At 73.1% G+C, this 19,142-nt stretch carries 11 protein-coding genes; 6 read left to right on the forward strand and 5 right to left on the reverse strand.

Features of this window, described 5'->3' with window-relative positions; translation table 11 throughout:
- Positions 1-33: 33 nt before the first annotated feature.
- From KIH74_RS05860 to KIH74_RS05875, 4 genes are all read left to right on the forward strand, one after another.
- Positions 34-3,411, forward strand: coding sequence for a pyruvate carboxylase (locus KIH74_RS05860; RefSeq protein WP_214154735.1), 3,378 nt, complete (start codon positions 34-36; stop codon positions 3,409-3,411).
- 121 nt (positions 3,412-3,532) lie between these two features.
- Entirely contained in the window at positions 3,533-5,047 is a 1,515-nt protein-coding gene (locus tag KIH74_RS05865) for a hypothetical protein (RefSeq protein ID WP_214154736.1), read from the forward strand.
- A gap of 186 nt (positions 5,048-5,233) precedes the next feature.
- Complete coding sequence (locus tag KIH74_RS05870; protein ID WP_214154737.1) at positions 5,234-5,545, forward strand: DUF7455 domain-containing protein; 312 nt, start codon at positions 5,234-5,236, stop codon at positions 5,543-5,545.
- 159 nt (positions 5,546-5,704) lie between these two features.
- Complete coding sequence (locus KIH74_RS05875) at positions 5,705-6,397, forward strand: SMI1/KNR4 family protein (protein WP_214154738.1); 693 nt, start codon at positions 5,705-5,707, stop codon at positions 6,395-6,397.
- 96 nt (positions 6,398-6,493) lie between these two features.
- Here the strand turns inward: KIH74_RS05875 and deoC are convergent, their stop codons facing one another.
- A complete protein-coding gene (gene deoC / locus KIH74_RS05880) occupies positions 6,494-7,168 on the reverse strand; it encodes a deoxyribose-phosphate aldolase (protein ID WP_214154739.1) in 675 nt (224 codons plus the stop codon).
- A 53-nt stretch (positions 7,169-7,221) separates the two neighbouring features.
- Positions 7,222-7,671: a MarR family winged helix-turn-helix transcriptional regulator gene (locus tag KIH74_RS05885; protein ID WP_214154740.1), complete on the reverse strand. Its 450-nt coding sequence runs from the start codon at positions 7,669-7,671 to the stop codon at positions 7,222-7,224.
- Between the two features lie 63 nt (positions 7,672-7,734).
- On the opposite strand from KIH74_RS05885, the gene KIH74_RS05890 reads away from it, so the two are divergent.
- Entirely contained in the window at positions 7,735-8,103 is a 369-nt protein-coding gene (locus KIH74_RS05890; protein ID WP_214154741.1) for a VOC family protein, read from the forward strand.
- A 328-nt stretch (positions 8,104-8,431) separates the two neighbouring features.
- Positions 8,432-10,270, forward strand: coding sequence for a rhamnogalacturonan lyase (locus KIH74_RS05895; protein WP_246571565.1), 1,839 nt, complete (start codon positions 8,432-8,434; stop codon positions 10,268-10,270).
- Positions 10,271-10,300: 30 nt separating this feature from the next.
- Here the strand turns inward: KIH74_RS05895 and KIH74_RS05900 are convergent, their stop codons facing one another.
- From KIH74_RS05900 to KIH74_RS05910, 3 genes are all read right to left on the reverse strand, one after another.
- Entirely contained in the window at positions 10,301-16,474 is a 6,174-nt protein-coding gene (locus KIH74_RS05900; protein WP_214154742.1) for an EAL domain-containing protein, read from the reverse strand.
- Between the two features lie 94 nt (positions 16,475-16,568).
- The gene (locus KIH74_RS05905; RefSeq protein ID WP_214154743.1) at positions 16,569-18,284 is read right to left on the reverse strand and encodes an urease subunit alpha; all 1,716 of its coding nucleotides are present in this window, start codon (positions 18,282-18,284) and stop codon (positions 16,569-16,571) included.
- Complete coding sequence (locus tag KIH74_RS05910; protein ID WP_214154744.1) at positions 18,281-19,009, reverse strand: urease subunit gamma; 729 nt, start codon at positions 19,007-19,009, stop codon at positions 18,281-18,283. The genes KIH74_RS05905 and KIH74_RS05910 overlap by 4 nt, the downstream gene beginning before the upstream one ends.
- Positions 19,010-19,142: the final 133 nt, after the last annotated feature.

A 19,142-nucleotide genomic window follows, 5' to 3' on the forward strand; every position in this document is an offset into this window, starting at 1 on the left:
AGATCCGGTCCACCGCGGGAAAGCAGGAGCGCCGTGTTCACGAAGATTCTGGTGGCGAACCGTGGCGAGATCGCGGTGCGTGCCTTCCGCGCCGCCTACGAGGTCGGCGCCCGCACGGTGGCCGTGTTCCCGCACGAGGACCGCTGGAGCGAGCACCGGCTCAAGGCCGACGAGTCGTACGAGATCGGCGAGCGCGGGCATCCGGTGCGGGCGTACCTGGATCCGGAGGCGATCGTCGCGGTGGCGGTGCGGGCGGGCGCCGACGCGATCTATCCGGGGTACGGGTTCCTGTCCGAGAACCCGGCGCTGGCGGAGGCGTGCGCGCGGGCGGGGATCACGTTCGTGGGGCCCACCGCCGACGTCCTCGAACTCACCGGGAACAAGGCGCGGGCGATCGCCGCGGCCCGGGCGGCCGGCGTCCCCACGCTCTCGAGCATCGCGCCGGGCACGGACGTCGAGGAGCTGGTGGACGGCGCGGCGGGCATGCCGTACCCGTTGTTCGTGAAGGCGGTGGCGGGCGGTGGCGGCCGGGGCATGCGCCGGGTGGACCGGCCGCAGGACCTGCGCGAGGCCGTGGAGGCCTGCATGCGGGAGGCGGACGGGGCGTTCGGCGACCCGACGGTGTTCATCGAGCAGGCGGTGGTGGACCCGCGGCACATCGAGGTGCAGATCCTCGCCGACGCGCGGGGTGACGTGATCCATCTGTTCGAGCGGGACTGCTCGGTGCAGCGCCGGCACCAGAAGGTGGTCGAGATCGCGCCCGCCCCGAACCTGGATCCGGTTCTGCGGGAACGGATGTGCGCCGACGCGGTGCGGTTCGCCCGGGAGATCGGCTACCGCAACGCGGGCACGGTGGAGTTTCTGCTGGCGCCGGACGGGTCGTACGTGTTCATCGAGATGAACCCGCGCATCCAGGTCGAGCACACGGTGACCGAGGAGATCACGGACGTCGACCTGGTGCAGTCGCAGCTGCGGATCGCCGCCGGCGAGACCCTGGCCGGGCTGGGGCTCTCGCAGGACGGTGTGCGGGTGCGGGGCGCGGCGCTCCAGTGCCGGATCACCACCGAGGACCCGGCCAACCACTTCCGGCCGGACACCGGCGTGATCACCACCTACCGCTCCCCCGGCGGTGGCGGCGTGCGGCTGGACGGCGGCACGGTGTACACCGGCGCCGAGGTGTCGGCGCACTTCGACTCGATGCTGGCCAAGCTGACCTGCCGGGGACGCACGTTCGAGAAGGCGGTGGAGAAGGCGCGGCGGGCGGTGGCCGAGTTCCGCATCCGCGGTGTGTCCACGAACATCCCCTTCCTGCAAGCGGTTCTGGACGACCCGGACTTCGCCTCGGGGCACGTCACCACGTCGTTCATCGAGACCCACCCGCAGTTGCTGGCGGCGCGCGGGTCCGGCGACCGGGGCAGCAAGCTGCTGACCTACCTGGCCGGGGTCACGGTGAACCAGCCGAACGGGGCCGCGCCGGTCACGCTCGATCCGTCGTCCAAACTTCCGCTCACCGACCTGGGATCGCCGGCGCCGGACGGAACCCGGCAGCTGCTGCGGGATCTCGGGCCGGAGGGGTTCGCCCGGCGGCTGCGCGAGCAGGACCGGGTGGCGGTCACCGACACCACGTTCCGCGACGCCCACCAGTCGCTGCTGGCCACCCGGGTGCGCACGCGCGACCTGCTGGCGGTGGCGCCGCACGTGGCCCGCACCACCCCGCAGCTGTGGTCGATCGAGGCCTGGGGCGGCGCGGCCTACGACGTGGCGCTGCGGTTCCTGGCCGAGGACCCGTGGGAGCGGCTGGCCGCGCTGCGGGCGGCGGTGCCGAACGTGGCGCTCCAGATGCTGCTGCGCGGCCGCAACACGGTGGGCTACACGCCGTACCCGACGCGGGTGACGGACGCGTTCGTGGCCGAGGCGGCGGCGACCGGTGTGGACGTGTTCCGGATCTTCGACGCGCTGAACGACGTGGAACAGATGCGCCCGGCGATCGAGGCGGTGCGCTCGACCGGCGGCACGGTGGCCGAGGTCGCTCTATGCTACACCGGCGACCTGTCCGACCCGGCCGAAAAGCTGTACACCCTGGACTATTACCTGCGCCTGGCGGAACGGATCGTGCAGGCCGGCGCGCATGTGCTGGCGATCAAGGACATGGCCGGTCTGCTGCGCGCGCCCGCGGCGGCGAGACTGGTGACGGCGTTGCGCTCGCGCTTCGATCTGCCGGTTCACCTGCACACCCACGACACCGCCGGGGGCCAGCTGGCCACGCTCACCGCCGCGATCGCGGCCGGCGTGGACGCGGTCGACGCGGCCAGCGCCTCGATGGCCGGCACCACCTCGCAACCCCCGCTGTCGGCGCTGGTGGCGGCCACCGACCACGGTGAGCGCGAGACCGGGCTGTCGCTGGCGGCGGTGAACGCGCTGGAGCCGTACTGGGAGGCGGTGCGGCGGGTGTACGCGCCGTTCGAGTCCGGCCTGACCTCGCCGACCGGGCGGGTGTACCGGCACGAGATCCCGGGCGGGCAGCTGTCGAACCTGCGGCAGCAGGCGATCGCGCTGGGGCTGGGCGAGAAGTTCGAGCAGATCGAGGACATGTACGCGGCCGCGAACGACATCCTCGGCAACGTGCCGAAGGTGACCCCGTCGTCCAAGGTCATCGGCGACCTGGCGCTGAGCCTGGTGGCGGCGGGCGCCGACCCGGAGGGATTCGCCGAGCACCCGGGCTCGTTCGACATCCCGGCCTCGGTGATCGGGTTCCTCAACGGTGAGCTGGGTGACCCGCCCGGCGGGTGGCCCGAGCCGTTCCGGTCGAGGGCGCTGGCCGGGCGCTCGTGGACGCCCCCGGCGCAGGAGCTCACGCCCGACCAGGAGGCGGCGCTGGCGCGGGATCCGCGCCGGACGCTGAACGAGCTGCTGTTCCCCGGCCCGACCCGGATCTTCGCCGAGGCCCGCTCCACCTACGGCGACACCTCGGTGCTGCCGACGCTGGACTACCTGTACGGGCTGCGGCAGGGTGAGGAGCACGTGATCGAGCTGGACGAGGGCAAGACCCTGATCGTCGGTCTCCAGTCGATCAGCGAACCGGACGAGCGGGGCTTGCGCACCGTGATGGCCCGGCTGAATGGGCAGATGCGGCCGATCAGCGTGCGGGACGAGCGGATCGCGGCGCAGGTGCCGACGGCGGAGAAGGCCGACGTGTCGCAGCCGGGGCACGTGGCGGCGCCGTTCCAGGGGGTCGTGACGGTGGTGGTGGCCGAGGGCGAGAAGGTGGCCGCCGGTGACACGGTGGCCACGATCGAGGCGATGAAGATGGAGGCCTCGATCACCGCGCCGGTCGAGGGCGTGGTGCGGCGGCTGGCGTTCGGTGGCGTGCAGAGCGTGGACGGCGGCGATCTGGTGCTCGTGCTGGGCTGACCGAGCGCTTCACCGAGCGCTTCACCGGGCGCCTGCGCGGGTGCCTGACCGGGTGTCGGCGGCTCGTCGGTGGCCGGCCGCGTGAGACGCTCGCCCTCCTTCCGGACAGGGGGTGGGGCGGATGATCAGGCTGCTCGCGGTGCTGGTGGGGGCCGCGTCGATCCGGGCGATGGTGCCCTGGTCGACGTACGAGGACCTCGGGTTCACGCTCGCCGACACGCAGGTGCTGCCGTTGCTGGGACTGCTGCCGGGGATCCTGCTGATCCCGCTGATGCCCCGGGACGGCCGGGCGGTGCCGGGCGTGCTCGGCCTGGTGCTGCTCGGCGCGGTGCTGGTCGCGCTCGCGCCCGGCAAGAACGTGCTGATGATCGGTGCCGCCCTCCAGGGCCTGGCACTGGCGGTGATCCCGGTGCTGGCCGGGCGCGGCGTTCCCGGCACCGGTGGGCCGGGCAGCAGGACGGGCACCGGCGGGCCGGGCACCGAGGCCGGATCGAGCGCCGGGTCAAGCTCCGGGTCGAGCGCCGGTTCAGACGCCGGGTCGGACGCCGGGTCGGACGCCGGGTCAGACGCAAGGTCGAGCGCCGGTTCCGGTGACGATTCCGATGCCGGGCCCGTGCTGGCTCTGGCGATCGCGGGCAGCCTGACGGAGACGGCGATCAGTTCCGTGGTCGGGGACGGGTTGCTGCCGTGGGTCTCGGTGGTGCTGTCGGTGGTGGCGCTGGGGATCGCGCTGCGCGTTCCGGTCGCCCCCGCCGCACGTCCCACCGCGAACGCCGTGGTGCTGGCGGCTGCCGGGGGGTGCGCGTTGTTCGGGGCGTACTGGCTGTGGTCCGGCATCCAGGGAACGGCGATGCTGCTGGCCGCCGCCCTGCTGGCCGGCATGTGGGTGCGCCGCACCCGGACGGTGCCGCCCGCCCTGCCCGTTCTGGTCACCCTCGCCCTGGGCCTGGCCTGTAGCGGGGTGACGTTCTGCGTGCTGCTGGCGATCCGGTCGGCGGCGACCAATGGCGGGAGCAGTGGCGGGAGCAGTGGCGGGAGCAGTGGCGGGAGCGGCGGGAACCGCCCCGCCGCCGGATGGGCCGACCTGGCGCTGGTCGCGGGCATCGGGCTCGGGGCCTGGCTCGCGACCCTGCCGCGTTCGCCGTCCCGCCCGCCGTCCCGCCCGCTGTCGGGTTCCACCCGCAACCCCCTGGCCGGCGGGTGCCTGCTGATGGCCGCGGCACACTGCTGGGTGGCGGCACTCATCACGCAGGCCGTCCCGGCGGTCGTGGCCGGCACGGCACTGCTCGGCATCGCCCTCGGCTACACCCTGGTCACGGCCGGGCGCACGGCCGGGCGCACGGCATGTCCCGGCCGGGCGAGCTGGACGGTGACCGCGACCGGGATCCTGCTCACCGCCTGGCTTCTCGGTTCCTCCCTGGGCTCCGGCGTGTATCTGCGGGTGGCCGAGGTGTTCGGCGAGCCGGGCGGGGTGACCGGCATCCTCACCCAGATGAGCGGCGCCGGAACCGGGGGCGTGCGTCCTCTGTTGTTCCTGTTCGCCGCGGGGTTCGCCGCGCTCGCCGCCGGGCCCGCACTGGCACGGCGCCTGCGCGCACCCCGCACCCCCTACCCGACGGCGTCCGGGCGTCCTTGATCATCGCGTCGGGCCCGGCGGCAGCCGCCTTGATACGTTCGTGTGATCTACTCGACGCTGACCTGGGATTTCCTCCCGTTCGGGGGTATCCCAGACTGGAGTGACGACTGACCGGGCCGAAAGGGGTCACGGTCAGTGCCGACTGCACCATCGCACCCGCTCCACCCGAGGGAAGAGGTACCACGAGTGACCGCGAGCGCCACCGAAGTCCAGGCCCCGACCATCCCGACCGCGTTCCAGGACATTCCCGCGCTGACGGCGACCGACCGGTGCGACGCGACCACCACCACGATCCGCGAGGGATCGGGCACGGCCAACCCGCGGGTGCCGTGTGGTGCGCAGGCCTATGTCACGGCGCTGTTCCCGTCCGGCAGCGTGCTGCTGTTCTGCGGGCACCACGGGCACGAGCTGGAGTGCAGCCTGGTCGAGCAGGGCGCGGTGATCCGGGACGACTCGAACGTGCTCCAGCAGAACACCAAGCCGGGCGCCTCGGCCTGATCCTCGTGCGGCGGTGCCGCGGGTGAGGGGCGGTGTGCCCCTCACCCGGGGCCGGTGCGGGACCGGTGCCCCGTCGGGGTCGCGTGAACGACGGCCAAGAGTCTTGGTGGACGACGAAAAACCGTTATCAGCGCCGCGAACGGGCGATATCGTCCCCGGATGGAGATCGACTGGCCGGGCGTACGCGCCCGGGTGGAGCACCTGCGTGACGTGGAACAGCGGCGCCGGAACGAGACCGGAAGCTTCGAGATCCGGGTCTTCGGTTCTCAGCTGCACGCCTTCGGCCTGGCACCGCACCTGGACGAGAACGAGATCGCCGAGGCCGAGGGCCAGTTCGGCATCCGGCTGCCGGACGACTACCGCGCGTTCCTCGGTGAGGTCGCGGCCGGCGGGGCCGGGCCGTACTACGGCCTGTTCCCCCTGGCCCGCGACGGGCAGGGCCGCTGGGGCTGGACCGGCGACGGCGCCGAGCTGACCGAGATCACCTCCCTGGCAGCCCCTTTCGCGCCCACCGACGTCACCCGGCAGTTGCGGGAGCACGAGGCGCAGCAACCCGACGAGGACGACGACGAGGACCTCGAACGGTGGCAGGAGCGGGCCGAGGAGATCCTCTGGGAGCCCTCGCGCAGCGTGGGGGCCCTGTGCCTGTGCCATCGCGGTTGCGCGCTGCGCAAGTGGCTCGTCGTCAGCGGCCCGCGGCGCGGCCAGATCTGGGACGACTCCCGCGTCGACGGCCTGGACCTGGGACCGGACGCCACCGCGGAGGGCGCACCGCTGACCTTCGGCCGCTGGTACCTGGACTGGCTGGAGACCGCGGAGGCCAAGGTGCTGGGAACGGCCGACCGGGCCTGACAGCACGAGCCGCACGAGGACGTCCGTGGGCGCCGCGCCTGCGAGGGCGATACGCGCCGAAAGGTGCTCCCGGCGCGTATCGCCCTGCCGGGCAGCTCAGTACGTGCTGTTGCCGACCTTGCCCTCGAGCACGGCGCGGGCGGCCGACAGGCCCAGGCGGGTGGCGCCGGCGGCGACCATGGCCTCGGCGTCCTCACGGCTGCGGATGCCGCCGGAGGCCTTGATCCGCACGTCCGGGCCGATCGCGGCGGCCATCACGGTGACGGCGTGCACGGTGGCGCCGCCGGCCGGGTGGAAACCGGTGGAGGTCTTCACGAAGTCGGCCCCGGCCCGGGTGGCGGCCTGGCTGACGGCGGTGAGCTGCTCGTCGGTCAGCGCGGCGGACTCGACGATCACCTTGAGCACGCGCGGGGCGGGCACCTGGGCGCGCACGGCGGCGATCTCCCGCTCCACCGTCTGGTAGTCGCCGGTGACGGCGGCGCCGAGGTTGATCACCATGTCCACCTCGTCCGCGCCGTCGGCGACGGACAGCCGGGCCTCCTCGGCCTTGGCCGCGGCGCTGTGGGCGCCGCTGGGGAACCCGCACACGGTGACCACGGCGACCTCGGAGCCGGCGGCGGCCTCCTTGGCCACCGGCACCAGGGTCGGCGACACGCAGACGCCGAAGACCCCCAGTTCCCGGGCCTCGGCCACGAGGGCACGCACCTGGTCGGGGGTGGCTTCGGGCCTGAGCAGCGTGTGGTCGATGTAGCGGGCGAAGTTCTCGGTCATGAGCCGTACCCTACGGCTCCCCGCCCGCCGGTCATCCGCTGGGCAGAGCCTGATCAGGCGTCATCGCGCAGCGACCGGATCATGCTGCGCAGAATCCGCAGGGCGTCGGCCTGCTCGGGGGCGGTCAGCCCACCCAGCATCCTGACCTCGACGGACCGCACCGCCGCGCTCGCCTGCTCCAGGGCGCGCCGGCCGGCGGGCGTGAGCCGGGTGGGCAGCGCCTTGCCGACCGGGGCCTGCGCCGGCCGGGTCACCAGGCCCTCCCGCTCCAGGGTCTGGAGCAGCACGTTCATCGACTGCCGGGTGACGAACGCGCCGCGGGCGAGCTCGGAGTTGGACAGACCCGGGCGCTGCGCCAGCAGTTCCAGGCAGGAGTAACGGGTCACGTTCATCCCCAGCGGCCGCAGCACCTCCTCCATCGCGACGCGCAGCGCGCTGGAGGCCTCCTTCAGCAGGTAGCCCAGCGACGTCTCCAGGTGGATGCCCTCACCGTCTTGACTCATGTCAGCATTCTGACATAGCTTCTTGCGTGTCAGAAAGCTGACACACATCGAAGGAGCAGCATCATGCCGGTCACCGGACCCGACTTCATCTCCCTCCAGACCCGCGACCTGGCCGCCTCGCAGGCGTTCTACGAGCAGTACCTGGGCCTCGTGCGCTCACCGGCCGGCCCGCCGCACGCCGTCGTGTTCGCGACCGAGCCGATCGCCTTCGCCCTGCGCGACCTGGTTCCCGGCACCGATCTGGACTCGGTCGACCAGCCCGGCCTGGGTGCCGCGATCTGGCTGCACGCCACCGGCGTTCAGGCGATCCACGACGCGCTGGCCGCCGACGGGCACACCATCGTCGCGGCGCCGGTCGACGGCCCCTTCGGCCGCACCTTCACCTTCGCCGACCCCGACGGCTACCGGATCACCCTGCACGACCGGGCCTGAGCCTGGCCACCGGAAACCATTACCGCACAGGTCATCACGGCGCCGCGGAAGCGCCGGGGCGAACGACCGGCCACCGCAGGAAGGCCGTGCCGCACGCGATCTCCGACTCATCACCGGTCGCCACCGCGAGCCGGGAGATCGAGCAGGTGCGCCGGTGCAGGGCGCCCCGGCCGGGCCCGGTCGGCCGGCGATCGTGCTCGCAGATCGTTCTTGACGAGTCACGCAGCGCAGCTTATCTTTACCGGCGAATCGGACATCCAGCACGGGTGCCGACGTGCCACAAGGGAAAGCGCTTTCCCCCGTACAGCGACGTACATGAGGGAGATCCATGACCTGGAAGATGCGTGCTGCCGCCACTCTGGCGGTGCTGGTGGGAACGGCGCTGAGCCCGTTGCCGGCTCACGCCGTCAACCGTTCGGCCACCACCGCTAAGACGGTGACCGTGGACGGGCGGCAGGCGGAGAAGATCGACCGCGGCCTGGTGGCCGTGCCGACGGACGCCGGGGTGCTGGTCAGCTGGCGCCTGCTGACCGGCAAGGACCCGGCGTTCCACGTCTACCGCAACGGCAGAAGGATCACCCAGAAGGCGATCAGCAAGGTGTCGAACTACACCGACACCCAGGGGAAGGCCGGCGACCGGTACGCGATCGCGCCGGTCGGCGGCACCCGCACGGCGGCCGTGACCGCCTGGGACACCGACCATCTCGACATCCCGCTGGACAAGCCCGGCGAGGGCTACAAGGCCAACGACGCCAGCGTCGGTGACCTGGACGGCGACGGGCAGTACGAGATCGTGCTGAAGTGGGACCCGGCCGTCTCCAAGGACAACTCGCAGTCCGGCGTGACCGGTGAGGTGTACCTCGACGCCTACGAGCTGACCGGCGAGAAGCTCTGGCGCATCGCGCTGGGCAGAAACATCCGCGCCGGAGCGCATTACACCCAGTTCCTGGTGTACGACCTGGACGGCAACGGCCGCTCCGAGATCGTCATGAAGACCGCCGACGGCACCGTCGACGGCAAGGGCGTGACCATCGGCGACGCGAGCGCCGACTACCGTAACTCGGCCGGCTACGTCCTGACCGGGCCGGAGTACCTCACCGTGTTCGACGGGAGAACCGGTGGGGCGCTGAACACCTCCGACTACGAGCCGCCGCGCGGCACGGTGACGGACTGGGGCGACGGCTACGGCAACCGGGTGGACCGGTTCCTGGCCGGGGTGGCCTACCTGGACGGCGAGCGGCCGAGTTTCGTGATGGCCCGCGGCTACTACACCCGCACCGTGCTGGTGGCGTACGACTGGCGGGGCGGAAAACTCACCGAGCGCTGGACCTTCGACAGCAACGTGGCCGGCAAGCAGTACGAGGGCCAGGGCAACCACGAGCTGTCCGTGGCCGACGTGGACGACGACGGCAAGGACGAGATCGTCTACGGTGCACTGACTCTGGACGACGACGGCTCGGTCCTGTACAGCACCGGCCTGGGTCACGGCGACGCGCTGCACGTGGGCGACCTCGACCCGGAGCACCCCGGTCTGGAGGTGTTCGGTGTGCACGAGTCCAAGAGCGCCGCCTACGGGCTGGAGATGCACGACGCCGACACCGGGGAGATCCTGTTCGGCCGGCAGACCGGACTGGACACCGGCCGGGGCCTGTCCGCGGACATCGACCCCTCGCACCCGGGTGAGGAGGTCTGGGCGGTCAACGGTGCCTGGAACTCCCCCACCGGCTGGCTGTACAGCGCCCAGGGCGAGCTGATCTCGAACACCATCCCGTCGGCGAACTTCGCGATCTGGTGGGACGGCGACCTGAACCGCGAGCTGCTCGACCACGACTGGGACGCCACCACCGAGACCGGTGTGGGCACGATCGGCAAGTGGGACCCGGAGACCGAAACCACCGAGAACCTGCTCACCGCCACCGGAACCCTGTCGAACAACCACACCAAGGGCACCCCGTCGCTCCAGGCCGACATCCTCGGCGACTGGCGTGAGGAGGTGCTGTGGCGCAGCGACGACAGCACCTCGCTGCGGCTGTACAGCACGCCGTACTCCAGCAGGTACGGCTTCACCACCCTGATGCGCGACCCGGTGTACCGGCTCGGCATCGCCTGGCAGAACGTGGCCTACAACCAGCCGCCGCACACCAGTTTCTACCTCGGCACGAAGTAGTCCCGCCCGCGGTGGTGCACGGCCCGCCCGTCAGCCGGGCGGGTCGTGCACCACCGCCAGGGGCCGGGTGGACAGGTACCGGGTCAGGTCCGCCGCGGCCATCGGGCGGGCGAAGTGGTAGCCCTGCCCCACCACGCAGCCCAGCTGCCGCAGCAGCTCGTACTGCTCGGCGGTCTCGATGCCCTCGGCGGTGGTCTGCAACCGCAGGATGCGGGCGAGGTCGACGACCGTGCGCACGATCGCCAGGTCCTCCTCCACGCCGGCGATGTTGTCGATGAACGACTTGTCGATCTTCAGCTTGTCCACCAGGAACCGCCGCAGGTACGACAGCGACGAGTACCCGGTGCCGAAATCGTCGATGGACAGCCTGATCCCGAGGCGGCGCAGGTCGTCGAACTGGAGCATGGTGCCGCCCGGGTCGTCCATCAGGACGGTCTCGGTCAGCTCCAGGGTGAGGGCCTGCGCGGGCAGCCCGGTGTCGGACAGTACCGCCACCACGTCGTCCACCAGGTGCTCGTCGGTGAGCTGGCGGGCCGACACGTTCAGCGACAGCTCCAGGCCCGGCGCGGGCCCCGCCCGCCAGGCCGCGACCTGACGGCACCCCTCGGCCAGGATCCAGCGCCCGAGCTCGACGATGACGCCGGTCTGCTCGGCCACCGGGATGAACACCGCCGGCGAGATCGGGCCGCGCTCGGGATGACTCCACCGCAACAGCCCTTCCACCCCGATCGTGGCACCGGTGCGCAGCTCCACCAGCGGCTGGTAGTGCAGCTGGAACTGCCCGGCCTCCAATGCCTTCTGGAGGTCGGCCTCCAGCTCCAGCCGCTCGGCCACCTCGGCGTGCATCTTCGACTCGAACACCACGGCCCGGTGCGTGCTGCTGTGTTTGGACCGGTACATCGCCAGGTCCGCCTGCCCGAGCAGGCCGGCGGCGTCGATCCCGGCAGCCGCCCCGTGCGCGATCCCGACGCTGGCGCCGATGAACACGTCGCGGCCGGCGATCCGGAAGGGCCGGGTGACGGCCGCGGTGATCCGCTCGGCCAGGCGCAGGCCGGTCTCCTCGCCGGAGGTGTTCTCCAGCAGGACGGCGAACTCGTCACCGCCCAGCCGGGCGGCCACGTCGCTGTCCCGGATGCACTGCCGCAACCGGGTGGCCACCTGGGACAGCAGGTCGTCGCCCGCGGCGTGGCCGAGGCTGTCGTTGACCGCCTTGAACCGGTCGAGATCGATGAACAGCACGGTGATCTCACCGCCGCGCCGGATCCCGGCGGCCACCGCCGACTGGAGCTGGTCGAGGAACAGCGCCCGGCTGGCCAGACCGGTCAGGGAGTCGTAGGCGGCCTCGCGGATCGCCTGGAGCGTGTTGGCGTCGTTGAGGGCCAGGCTGACCTGCTCGGCGAAGGCCGTCAGCAGGTCCCGGTGCTCGCCCGGCGCGGAGTCGTCGGGCAGCCGGCTGGCCAGCGCCCCGATGATCTGTCCCTCGGCGTGCACCGGCACCGCGACCAGGGCGCCCGAGGCGGTCACCATGTGGTCGGCGGTGACCGCCTCGGCCGCGATCGCCAGGACGGCGTCGTTGCTGTCGGCCGGGCCGCGCAGGCCCGAGGTGGACGGGATCCGGGGCGGGGTCTCGCCCAGCGGATCGGCCAGCACCAGCGCCACGAACGCCCCCTCCAGCATCGTGGAGGCGCCACCGGTGACCGCGTCCAGGATGTCCGGCAGCGGCGCCCGGTGCGAGATGTCCTGCTGGATGGCCAGCAGCACCTTCAGCAGTCGCTCGCGCCGCCGCAGCGTCTCCAGCAGCCGCAGCCGCCGTTCCGCCTCCTGCTCGCGCAGGGCCCGGGCCTGGGCGTTGTCGAACGCGACCGCCAGCTGCCCGGCGATCAGCATGATCGCGTCCAGCCGCTCCACCGTGAACACGTCCGGGTAGAGCCGGTTCTCCAGCACCAGCATGATCCGGAAGGTGTCACCGGCGGTGATCGGGACGACCATCAGCGAGCAGCACGCCGCGCCGGCCAGGTAGGGGTCGCCGGCGAACCGGTCGTCGCGCCGCGCGTCGCCCACGATCAGTGGCTGACGGGTGCGCTCGGCGTAGCGGAAGGCGCTCTCGGGCAGCAGGTCCGCGGCCACCGCGGCGGCCAGGTCGAGGGTGGCGCCGCCGGTCGGGACGATCCAGGCGTCCTCGTCCTGGTTCCACAGGGCCAGGGTGACGGCGGTGGCACCGGTCATCCCGGCCAGCACCTCGGCCACCCGCTCGCCCAGCCGGTCGAACCCGGTCTCCCCGCTCAGCGCCTGCGAGGCGCGCAGCACCGCCAGCAGGTCGACGTCCGGGGACGACCCGGTCGTGGCGAGCAGCGGCAGGGCCGGGCCGGCCGGGTCGTGGAGGCCGGCCGGACTCGCCCGCACCGGGTCGGCCAGGGTCAGCTGCGGATACCGGGTGTGCAGGTGGGAGACCTTGGCCGCCGCGCCCCACCCGGCCCACAGGTCACGCGCCCGGGTGAGCAGGAGCTGCCCGGTGAGCTCGCGGCCCCCGCGCAGGTGGAAGACGGCGGCCCGTTCGGTGATCAGCGCACTGTGCCACGACAGCATCACCGGCGCCGAACGCGCCGCCGCGTCGAACAGCTGCCCGGCCCGCTCCGGATCGCCTGTCGCCCAGGCCTGTTCGGCCTCCAGCCAGGCGGACAGGTGCAGGTAGTTCTCCGGGCAGTCGACCGCGCGGCCCGCCAGCCAGGAGCGGCAGGCGTCCAGCCCGGCCAGCAGCGCCGGGCGGTCGGCCTCCGCCGCGCCGTGCAGCTGCTGCGCCAGGGACAGGCCGCGCAGCAGGTGGGCCCGCACCCCCAGGTACAGCGTGCTGACCACCGGCAGCAGCTCCATCGCGGCGGCGCTGTGCCGGTGCAGGCTCTGCGCGTCGTCCAGCGCCAGCGCGATCGTGGCCTCACCCAGATGGACGACCGCCCGGACGATCGGGGTGCTGGCCCCGGCCTGCGGCCCGGCCGGGTCCTCCAGGCCGGCCAGCACCCGGGGCAGGCGGGCGGTGACGACCAGGGCCTTCTCCACCTCGCGGTTGCCCGCGCGCCGGGCGGCCCCGATCGCCTCCTCGGCGTTGCGCTCGATCTGCTCCAGCGACTCGCACTCGATGCTGACGTCGAGCAGCCCGATGCTCATGAAGGCCGCCGTCAGCAGGTCCCCGTGGTCGACGAGCCCGGCCAGCCCCCGGCGGTAGGAGACCAGGGTGTCGGGCAGCGACTCGAACCAGTACTGGCTGCTGGTGGCGAGAAGGCAACGGGTCTGCGAGGTCTCGGGCTCCCAGTGCCGGTGCTCACTGACGGCCAGCAGGGTGTTCAGCACCGTGTAGCCGACCCCCGGGTCGCGGCCGTGCTCGGTGGCGACGATGCAGGCGTGGGCCAGCGACGACACCAGGGACCGGGTCGGCCCGTAGCGCGTCCACAGGTCCTGGCTGAGCATGACCAGCCAGTCCAGCATCATCCGGTTGCTGTAGAACGACGGCGCGGTCATCCGGTTGATGATCGCCGCGACCGCCGCGCCCCGGGCGTCCTGGGCCGCGGGCCGGGCCTCCTCGGCCGCGGGCGTGGCCGGGTCGCGGGCCCAGCGGTGCAGGGAGTCGAGCCCGGGCCCGATCCGCCGCCACAGGGCGTCCCGCCCGCCCGGCCCCTCGGAGAACTCCGGCGGGACGGTGATCCCCAGGCGCGCCAGCGCTCCGGCCCCCAGGTCGAGCGCGTCGGGTGGGCGCCCCTGGGCGGTCAGCGCGGCGACCTGCACGGCCGTGCTGCCGGCCAGCACCTGTGGGTCGGCGTGCTGCATCCGCGCGTACAGCTGCCCGGCCTCGCTCATCCGGCCCAGCCCGTACAGGACGGTGTGCAGTTCCATCTGGGTGCGCAGGTGTTCGTCGTCCTCCGGTTCGGACAGCTCCAGCGACCCCGACAGCAGACGCTCGGCATCGGCCGGGTGGATCAGGCGCAGGGGTGCCGCGGCCCGGCGCATCAGGCGGGCGGCGGCGCGGCGTTCGGCGGGGTCGCTCAGGCAGGAGGCCACCGCGAGGTAGAGCCGGGCGGCGTCGGCGGTCCAGGCGCCGTCGGCCGACAGCCGCCGGGCCACCGCCAGATCGCTCTGCCGGCGGGCGGTTTCGTCCAGGCGCTCGCGTACGGCCCGCAGCACCCGGTCATGGGCGAACCGGAGCACGTCACCGTTCCGTTCGACCAGGCCCTCGCTGATCGCCGGGGCCAGGCACTCGGCCAGGTCACGGCGACCGGAGGCGACCTCCAGCTCGGCCGGTGCGGCCTGGAGCCCGAGCGCGGCGAGGGCGTCCAGCACGCTCAGGGTGTCCTCGCCGAGCTCGCCGACGCGGGCGGCCAGGAAGCTCTGCCCGCCCTCGCCGCCGAGGTGGCGGCGGATCCGCTCGCCGTCCCAGTTCCATCCGGTGCCGGTCAGTTCCAGGCTGCCGTCGGCGCGCAGCAGATTGAGCAGATCGATGGTGTCGCGCGGGTTTCCGTGGGTGCGGGCGGCCACCACCTCGGCCAGGGCGGCGGCGTCCGGCACCTCCAGGCGCAGCATCCGGGCCAGCAGGTCGGTGAGGTCGGGGGTGCCCAGGTCGTCGAGGTGGATCGTCACCGGCGGCGTGTCCTGGGCCTGCCACCGGGTCAGGTACGCGGGCAGCACGTGGTCCGGGCCGAGATCGGTGTCCCGGTAGGCGGCGATCACCAGCAGCCCGGGGATCGGCTCGCCGGTGGTCAGGGTGTCGAGGAGGGCGACCGGGAAGGCCGGCCCGAGGTGCAGGTCGTCCAGCACCACGACGACCCGGTGCCCGGGCGAGGCGACGGTGCGCAGGATGTCGGCCATGGTGGCGACCGTGCGGGTCCGGAACGAGCTCACGTCCGCGAGATCCTCGGTGCCGGCCTGCGGTTCGGTCTCCATCACCAGGCCGAGCTCCGGGAACAGCGCGGCGGCCTCACCGGCCCGCCGGCCCAGCACGGCCCGCAGCCGGCGTCGGTAGAAGGCCAGCTCGCTGTCCGGCTCGGCCAGCAGCTGGCGCCCGATCCCGCGCATCACCTGGACCAGGGCGTCCGCCTGCCGGTCCAGGGCCTGGCCGAACGTGCCGGTGACGAACCAGCCGCCGGCCGCGGTCACGCTGCGTCGCAGGCAGGCGATCAGCGAGGTCTTGCCGGTGCCGGTGGCACCCGCCACCAGCACCGTGCCGGACGTGCTCAGGCAGTCCTTCAGCACGGCGATCTCCTGCTGGCGCCCGACCAGCCGCGAGGGCGGGGCCAGGCGCAGCGGGAAGTCGCGCTCGGCGACCGGGAAGGGCGGCAGCGTGGCCGGGTCGGGGTGGCCGCCGAGCTGCTCCCGCAGGCGGCGCAGGTCGTGGGCCAGGCCGTCGGCGCTCTGGTAGCGCCGGTCCGGGGACTTCTCCAGCAGCCGGGCGACGATGTCGCCGACCACCCGGGGCAGCACCGGGTTCACCTCGCAGACGTCCACCGGCACCCGGGTCAGCACGTCGTGCATCAGGGCCAGCAGGTCGTTGTCGCCCGACCCGAACGGGGGACGCCCGGTGGCCAGACAGTAGGCGGTGGCCCCGGCCGCGTAGAGGTCGGCGCGGTGGTCCACCTGGAGGGCGGTGCGGCCGGTCTGCTCCGGGGCCAGGTAGGCCGGGTTCTCCGGCATCTGGTCGGCGGCCGCGGTCAGGTCGGAGCCGAGCAGCCCGGCGTAGGTGAAGTCGATCAGCAGCAGGTGGCGGCCGGTCTCGTCCCAGACCAGGGTGGAGGGGCTGACACAACGGTGCACGACGCCGCGGCGGTGCACGTGGGCGAGCACGTCGGCCAGTTGCACCAGGACGTCCAGGAGGTCCACCAGCCGGCCGGCCGAGGTCACCTCCCGCGCCGGGCGGTCCGGCAGGGTCGTGCCCCGGACCTCCTCGAACAACAGTGTGCGTCCGCGTGGGGGCTCCAGCAACCGGGGGACGCCCGGACCACCGGCCAGCCGGGACAGGATGAGTCCCTCCCGGGCGGCCAGTTCCACCGCGTGCGGCCCGAGGATCTCCACCTCGAGGTACGGTCCCGCGGGGCCGTACCGTCGCACGACCCGGGTGTGGCCGCTGCGGTGCACCTCCTCACCGGCCGGGCCGGCGTCCGGGCCGGTGTCCGGTCCGGTGTCGGGGTTGCCGGGGTCCTCCCGCTCCGCGCCCTCGTCCATGTCCGCACCCGCCGTCCCTCGCCCGCCGCTGCTCCGGTCACCTGTATCGGTGGCCCGGGTGGGTTTCTGGAGCGCTGCGGCTTCCCGGAGGTTCCTAGAGGAAGTACAGCCGGGACAGGCTGACGCTCTCGGCGGCGGCCGAGGTCACCGGGGCGCCGTCGAGGGTCACCTGCCCGGTGTCCGCGGCCACCCGCACCTGGGCCAGGCGGTTGTTCAGCACCATGTCGGCCAGGCCGATACCCCGTGTGCCCCGCACCCCGACCCGGCGCCGGCGGGTGGTCATCGTGTCGTTGCCGTCGGCCGCCGCGGCCTGGGAGGTGAACGCCACCGACAGGTCGGCCGCGGTGGCGCCGTGCGCACCGAACTGCGGTCCGAGCACCAGGGGCTGGGCGCGGTCGATGGCGGCGTTCGGGTCACCGGTGACGCCGTACGCCGGAAACCCGGCCTTCAGCACCAGGTTCGGCTTGGCCCCGAAGTACGCGGGAGACCAGAGGACGACGTCGGCGAGCTTGCCCACCTCCAGCGTCCCGACCTCGTGCACCAGGCCGTGTGCGATCGCCGGGTTCACCGTCAGCTTGGCGACGTAGCGCAGGGCGCGGGCATTGTCGTGATCGGGGTGCTCGGCGCCCCGCTCCGCCTTCATCTTCCCGGCCATCGCGAAGGTGCGGCGCACCGTCTCACCGGCCCGGCCCATGCCCTGGGCGTCGGACGAGGTGATCGGGATGACGCCCAGGTCGTGCAGCACGTCCTCGGCGCCCATCGTGCCGGCCCGGATCCGGTCGCGGGCCAGGGCGGCGTCGCCGGGCAGGTCCTCCTTCAGATCGTGCGCGGCCATGATCATGTGGTAGTGCTCGGCCACCGCGTCGCGGCCGAACGGCAGGGTCGGATTGGTCGACGAGCCGATGACATTCGCCTCCCCGGCCATCCGCAGCACGTTCGGCACGTGGCCGCCGCCGCAGCCCTCGATGTGGAACGCGTGGACGGTGCGGCCGTCCAGCACCGCGAGGGTGTCTTCCACGGACAGGGATTCGTTGATGCCGTCGGTGTGCAGGGCGACCTGCACGTCGTGGTCCTCGGCCACCCGCAGGGCGGTGTCGAGGGCGCGGGCGTGGGCGCCCATGTCCTCGTGCACCTTGAACCCGCAGGCGCCACCCTCCACCAGGGCCTCCACCGACGAGCCCGGGTCGGAGGCCGAACCCCGGCCGAGGAAGCCGATGTTCACCGGCCAGGCGTCGAAGGCGTGGAAGGCGTGGCGCAGCGCCCAGGGCGAGTTGACGCCCACCCCCCAGACCGGCCCGAACTCCTGCCCGATGATCGTGGTGACGCCGGAGGCCAGCGACGCCTCCATGATGCGCGGGCTGAGCAGGTGCACGTGGGTGTCGATGGCGCCGGCGGTGGCGATCAGGCCCTCGCCGGAGACGATCGTGGTGCCGGTGCCGACCACCACGTCCACACCGTCGAGGGTGTCCGGGTTGCCGGCCCGGCCGATCCCGCTGATCCGGCCCTGCCGGATGCCGATCGAGACCTTGCGGATGCCCTGCACGGCGTCGATCACCACGACGTTCGAGATCACCACGTCGCAGGTCTCGCTGACCCGCGCGGCCCGGAGATGCAGCCCGTCCCGGGCGGTCTTGGCGAATCCGGCGAGGAACTCCTCGCCGGGCGCCTGGGCGTCGGACTCCACCTCGACCACCAGGCCGGTGTCGCCCAGCCGGATCCGGTCGCCGGTGGTCGGGCCGTAGGCGGCCGCGTAGTCGGCCCCGGACAGCCGCTGCCCGGCAGCCTCGTGCCGGTGGTCGTGCCCGCTCATTCCCGCTCCCCCGCCTCGTTGCCGGCCCCTGCCTCGCTGCCGCCTCCCGCGTCCAGATACCCGCACGCCCGGGCCTTCTCGAGCGCCGACTCCAGCGCCCCGGGGGCGTCCAGCGGCCCGTCCACCAGCCCGGCGAAACCGATGGCCACCCGCGCGCCGCCGATCGGGGTCAGGTCCACCGGGAGGGTCTGCCCCGGTGCGAACCGGACGGTGGCCCCGGCGTCGACGGCCAGTCGTCGTCCGTAAGCGGCCCGGCGGTCGAAGCGCAGCCGGGGGTTGACCTCGAAGAAGTGGAAGTGCGAGGTGACGCTCACCGGGACCGGCGCCGTGTTGGTGACCGGGATCGTCACCACGCCGGGGAAGGTGCCGGGCGCCGAGGGGCCGGGAATCACCGCCCCCGGCGCGTTCTCGCCCAGCGACGCGCCGGAGAACGGGTCGGTGACCACGATCAGCCGGGTGCCGTCGTCGAACACCGCCTCCACCTCGACCCGCCCGACCACGTCGGGCACGCCCGGCAGCACGTCGTCGGCACCCAGCACCCGCCGGCCGGCCGCCATCGCCTCGGCCAGCCGGGCGCCGTCGCGGGCGGCCTCGCACACCGTGTCGGCGATCAGGGCCGTGGCCTCCGGCACGTTCAGCCGCACACCGCGGGCCCGCCGGGACCGGGCCAGCTCGGCCGCGGTGAAGATCAGGAGCCGATCTCGCTCGCTGGGAGTCAGACGCATGGCGCGGACCCTAACCCCCGGACCCGTCCCGGCGCCTCACGGATCGCCCGTGACGACGGCGCACCGCGGGCCGATCTGTCGGCGTTCGGGCTGGACCCGCTACGGTCCGACCCGGACGAGTTCGCCCAGGCGC

The organism is Kineosporia corallincola, from assembly GCF_018499875.1.
Classification (GTDB): Bacteria; Actinomycetota; Actinomycetes; order Actinomycetales; family Kineosporiaceae; genus Kineosporia; species Kineosporia corallincola.